The following is a 3,278-nucleotide window of genomic DNA, read 5'->3' on the forward strand; positions in this document are numbered from 1 at the left end:
CCGGACGCCGAGGCGCGGTCGGAGCTGCTCTCCACGGCCGCGCACGACATCCACGGCGGGGGTGTGGTGCTGGGCGGCCCACCCGAGTCCGAGGGCGTCCCGCTGCTGGCCGACCGGCCGCTGGTGGACGGCTCGGCCGCGGCCTACGTCTGTCACGGCTATGTCTGCGACCGTCCGGTGACGACCACGGAGGAACTGCTCGACCGCCTGTGAACCGGGCACGGGCGACCGGGCACGCTGCGGACGTCGCGGGGCTCCGGCAGTCTTGATCTATGAACGCACTGACGGAGGCACTGACTCAGGTCCTCGACGGCCGGTGGGCCCCGGTCCGCAGGGACGTCCGCGAACAGTTGGCCGCACTCGAACCCGAGGTGGCGACCGGACCGGACCTCGAGGGGCAGCGGGCACGGACGGCCGAGCGGATGCGGCGGTTGGCCGACTCCGGCAAACCCCGGCTCGGTTTCCCGCCCGCCCAGGGCGGTGGGGGCGACGTCGGGGGCGCGGTCGTGTCCTTCGAGATGCTCGGCCTCGGTGACCTGTCCCTGATGGTCAAGGCCGGGGTGCAGTGGGGGCTGTTCGGGGGAGCCGTGCAGCTGCTGGGCACCGAACGGCACCACGAGCGGTACCTGGGTGAGATCATGTCGCTGGACCTGCCCGGGTGTTTCGCCATGACCGAGACCGGACACGGTTCGGACGTGCAGAACCTGCGCACCACGGCGACCTACGACGCCGAAGCGGGGGAGTTCGTGGTGCACACCCCGGAGGAGTCCGCGCGCAAGGACTACATCGGCAACGCGGCCCGTGACGGCCGCATGGCGGTGGTGTTCGCCCAGCTGGTCACCGAAGGGCGCTCGCACGGCGTGCACGCGTTCCTGGTGCCGATCCGGGACGCCGAGGGGCGTCCCGCCGACGGGGTGACGATCTCCGACTGCGGCCCCAAGGCCGGCCTCAACGGCGTCGACAACGGCCGGCTGCTCTTCGACCGGGTCCGTGTGCCGCGGACGGCGCTGCTCAACCGCTACGGCGACGTGCTCCCGGACGGCAGCTACACCAGTCCGATCGACAGCGACAACCGCCGGTTCTTCACCATGCTCGGCACCCTCGTGCGGGGCCGGGTCAGTGTGGCGGGCAGCGCGGGCAACGCGACGAAGCGGGCGCTGGCACTCGCGGTGCGCTACGCCGAGCGGCGACGGCAGTTCGAGGCCCCCGACGGCGACGAGGTCACGATCCTCGACTACCGGGCGCACCAGCGCAGGTTGCTGCCCGCCGTGGCCACGAGCTACGCCCTGCACTTCGCACAGGAGGAACTGGTGGCCGCGCTGGACGAGCTGCACGGCGCCACCGAGGTGGACCCCACCCGGCAGCGGGCGCTGGAATCCCGGGCGGCGGGCCTGAAAGCCGTGGCCACCTGGCACGCGACGGGTGCGATCCAGGCCGCGCGCGAGGCGTGCGGTGGCGCGGGATACCTCGGCGAGAACATCCTGCCGACGCTCAAGGCCGACACCGACGTGTTCACCACGTTCGAGGGGGACAACACCGTCCTGCTGCAACTGGTGGCCAAGAGCCTGCTGACCAACTACAAGGACCAGTTCGAGGACCTGAGTCCACTGGCGACGGCGCGGTTCGTGGCCGAGCAGTTCATGGGGACGGTGATCGAGCGCACCGCGGCCCGCCAGGTGGTCGAGCGGCTGGTCGAGGCCACCCCGGCGCGGGACGACGACGAGGTGGTGTTCGACCGGGGCTGGCAGTGCAAGCTGTTCGAGGACCGCGAGGAGCACATTGTGGACGGTCTCGTCCGCCGCCTGCGGTCCGCCGGACGGGACGACGCGTTCGCGGCGTTCAACGACGCGCAGGACCACGTGCTGCACGCCGCCCGGGCACACGTCGACCGGCTGGTGCTGGAGGCGTTCGTGGCCGCCGTCGACCGGTGTTCCGATGACGCCGCCCGCGACCTGCTCGGCCGGGTGTGCGACCTGTACGTGCTGTCCACGGTCGAGGCCGACCGCGCGTGGTTCCTCGAACACGGCAGGCTCAGCGGCAGCCGGGCGAAGGCCGTCTCGGCGGGCGTGAACCGGCTCTGCGCCGACCTGCGCCCCCACGCCCGCACCCTGGTCGACGCCTTCGCCGTTCCCGAGGAACTCCTCCGAGCCCCCATGCTCACCCCCTGACCCACCCACCCCACCCCGCGAGTTGCCACCCCGTGCCCGCGAGTCGCCACCCCGTGCCCGCGAGTTGACGCTCCAGACCCGCGAATCGGCGCCCCGTGGTGGCCAGGGATGGTCCGCGACGAGGCCGGGCGGGTCCTCGGTCCCGGACCCGTAACGGCAACTCGCGCGCCTGTGACGGCAACTCGCGGGCGTGAAGCGTCAACTCGCGGCCATGGAGCGTCAACTCGCCGGGCGTGGGGTGGTGGGTCAGGTCAGGTTCCAGGTGTCGGCGAGGTACCAGGCGGTGCACGCGTCGACGTCCGGCATGTGCGCCGCGGTGTGGCCGCACTCGGTCGTCCCGGTTCCCGGGTCGACGGGCTGACCGTGCCCCATCCCGGTCACCGTGACCGTCTCCACCACGGAGCTGCCCCGGTCATCGGTGTAGACCGCGTGCGGGTACCCCGCGACGGTGCCGGTCCGATCGGGTGTGGCGTCGGTGCCGTGCACCTCGGTCCACTGCTCGACGAGTTCCCGCTGGTTCGCCACACTGACGGTGTAGTCGGCGTCGCCGTGCCACACGGTCATCGTGGGCCACGGGCCGGTGTGCGAACTCGCCGCCCGGACCCGGTCGCCCCACTGCTCGGGAGTGAGATCCTTCCCGGGATTCATGCAGGTGTAGGCCTCGTAGAGCGCGGAGGCGCAGCGGTAGGGCAGACCGGCGACGACACCACCGCCCGCGAACCGTTCGGGGTAGGTGGCGAGCACGGCCGCCGTCATGCCACCGCCCGCCGACAGTCCGGTGACGTACACCCGTCGCGGGTGGGCCATGTCGGACGGGACCACATCGGGCGGTCCGGTTGTGGGGCCCGGCGCCATTCCCGGTGCCGGGCCGGCGCCCCTAGGGCCTGTCCTTAAAGGGTGTGTTGGTGGTCTGGTTTGATCTTGGTTTGTGGTGCGTAGGCATGAGTTGACGGATGAGCAGTGGGCGGTGGTGGAGCCGTTGCTGCCGGTGTCGGGGGTCAGGGGGCGTCCGCGGGTGGATGACCGGCAGGTGATCAACGGGATGCTCTACAAGTGCCGGACCGGCATCGCGTGGCGGGACCTGCCGCAGCGTTACGGGCCGTGGAAGAC

At 71.7% G+C, this 3,278-nt stretch carries 2 protein-coding genes and 2 pseudogenes; 3 read left to right on the forward strand and 1 reads right to left on the reverse strand.

Annotated features, from left to right (window positions below; translation table 11 throughout):
* Positions 1 to 213, forward strand: a pseudogene (locus ACTIR_RS0108075) (N-acylglucosamine 2-epimerase); the annotation flags it as partial.
* Between the two features lie 59 nt (positions 214 to 272).
* On the forward strand, positions 273 to 2,168 hold the full coding sequence (locus tag ACTIR_RS0108080; RefSeq protein WP_026453893.1) for an acyl-CoA dehydrogenase family protein: 1,896 nt from the start codon (positions 273 to 275) through the stop codon (positions 2,166 to 2,168).
* Positions 2,169 to 2,414: 246 nt separating this feature from the next.
* On the opposite strand, the pseudogene ACTIR_RS22310 reads toward ACTIR_RS0108080, so the two are convergent.
* Positions 2,415 to 2,972: pseudogene (locus ACTIR_RS22310) on the reverse strand (extracellular catalytic domain type 1 short-chain-length polyhydroxyalkanoate depolymerase); the annotation flags it as partial.
* Positions 2,973 to 3,099: 127 nt separating this feature from the next.
* On the opposite strand from ACTIR_RS22310, the gene ACTIR_RS22315 reads away from it, so the two are divergent.
* Positions 3,100 to 3,278, forward strand: a 179-nt coding sequence (locus tag ACTIR_RS22315; protein WP_154663697.1) for a transposase, incomplete at its 3' end; no start/stop codon positions are given.

The organism is Saccharomonospora iraqiensis subsp. iraqiensis (genome assembly GCF_000430445.1).
Taxonomy (GTDB): Bacteria; Actinomycetota; Actinomycetes; order Mycobacteriales; family Pseudonocardiaceae; genus Saccharomonospora; species Saccharomonospora iraqiensis.

Bases quoted from the DNA above. Each gene is read 5' to 3' on its own strand.
- ACTIR_RS0108080 (WP_026453893.1), top strand. From the start codon at position 273: ATGAACGCACTGACGGAGGCACTGACTCAGGTCCTCGACGGCCGGTGG.